The following is a 1,629-nucleotide window of genomic DNA, read 5'->3' on the forward strand; positions in this document are numbered from 1 at the left end:
AACATCCTCCCACTATCATATCCAAATTACCTAAAAAATTTATAACCTTTAAATATAAAAGATTGGGGTAGCAATTGTTACCTTAAAATCGAGTAGATTTTCTGAGGAAATCCAGTTACTTTAAAAGCCCTCACGGCGACTGAGTGAAAGAATTTTACACCTTTTTTGACTGACCTAAAACTCTAAAAGAGTTTTAGGTATTTTAACAAGAATTAAAATATTACAGAGCAAAACTCAGCGGTCAACATTCGCAAATCTTGCCTTTGGAAAATTTGCGAATGCTATCGTATGTGTCCCCACATCTAAATTTTGTATAACAAAATTTAGTAAGCCTTCTTACGAAGTCTTTCGATAGTCAAAAAAGGGAAAATCGAAAAACAGAGCCTTGCCGTATTTTGGGGTCTAAGGGGCAGAGCCCATTATAAAGATTTAATATTTTATAAAATATTGGAAAGATTATTTCTAATGCCCTCTGCAACTTCTGGTTTGTTCATTGAGTAAACATGTATCCCGTTCACTCCGCATGCGATAAGGTCTATTATTTGGTCGGTCGCATATGCTATCCCCGCCTGGGTCATTGCCGCAGGATCGTCTCCGAACTTATCCACTATGGCTTTAAAACGTGTTGGAAGATAAGTCCCTGAAAGTTCGGTTATCCTCTTTATTTGTTTCCCGTTTGTAACAGGCATTATACCCGCAAAAACGGGAACGGTTATCCCGATTTCCCTTATTCTGTACAAGAAGTTATAAAGCACGTTATTATCGAAGAACATCTGCGTAGTAAGAAAATCAAGTCCGGCGTCTACCTTTTCTTTTAAGAAGTAAATATCGTCCGCCTTGTGTTCGCACTCGACGTGTCCGTCCGGATAACATGCACCTCCGATACAAAAATCTCCGCTTTCCTTTATATCTCTTATAAGCTCTATCGCGTGAGTATATTCGGATTTATCCATCAGACTTTTATCCTTTGGTATGTCTCCTCTGAGGGCGAGTACATTTTCAATATCATTATCCTTTAAAAGCTTCAGCTGAGCTTTGATATCTTCCTTTGAAGAACACATACATGTAAGGTGAGATAAAGTAGGTACGCCATGTTCTTTTTGTATTTCTTTTGCAATGTTCACTGTATATGAACTCGTTCCTCCGCCCGCTCCGTATGTTATGCTCATAAAATCGGGTTTAAGCTTCGCTATCTCCCCTGTTGCTTTTTCTACACTTTTATAATTATCCTCGCTTTTTGGAGGGAATACTTCGAAAGAAAGAGTAGGTTTATCCTTCTTTAATATTTCGGTTATTTTCATTTTTTATACCCCTTAAACTCTGAATTTTTAGAATTATACCATAAATCCATGCTATTATAAAGGTCTGTGCCGTTATTCACTTATTGCAATTCAAGATATCTATATATAACCAAAAGGAATATCAAAGTGATTTTATATACTATTACTCCGATATTCCCTAAAATATAAAACCTCTGATTAAATAAAGCGGTATTTATAATACTTTTAATTATTTTCTTATTAATATCATACCTAAAAAACTATCAATAACTAATCAATAACGTTGAGAAAGTCTTATATATCATTGCCTGATAAAACAAGCTCTCCCCCGCGGGGCACTACGCCTGAC

At 36.0% G+C, this 1,629-nt stretch carries 1 protein-coding gene; it reads right to left on the bottom strand.

Going from position 1 to position 1,629, the window contains the following annotated elements; genetic code table 11:
• Nucleotides 1–437: 437 nt before the first annotated feature.
• Nucleotides 438–1,301, bottom strand: coding sequence for a methylenetetrahydrofolate reductase [NAD(P)H] (metF, locus tag NSA01_RS09960; RefSeq protein WP_257481308.1), 864 nt, complete (start codon nucleotides 1,299–1,301; stop codon nucleotides 438–440).
• Nucleotides 1,302–1,629 lie beyond the last annotated feature (328 nt).

It is taken from the genome of Anaerofustis stercorihominis, assembly GCF_024623185.1.
In the GTDB taxonomy this organism is placed as follows: domain Bacteria; phylum Bacillota; class Clostridia; order Eubacteriales; family Anaerofustaceae; genus Anaerofustis.

What these genes read in the sequence shown, in the direction of transcription:
- metF (WP_257481308.1), bottom strand. Translation starts at nt 1,301, where the DNA reads ATGAAAATAACCGAAATATTAAAGAAGGATAAACCTACTCTTTCTTTC.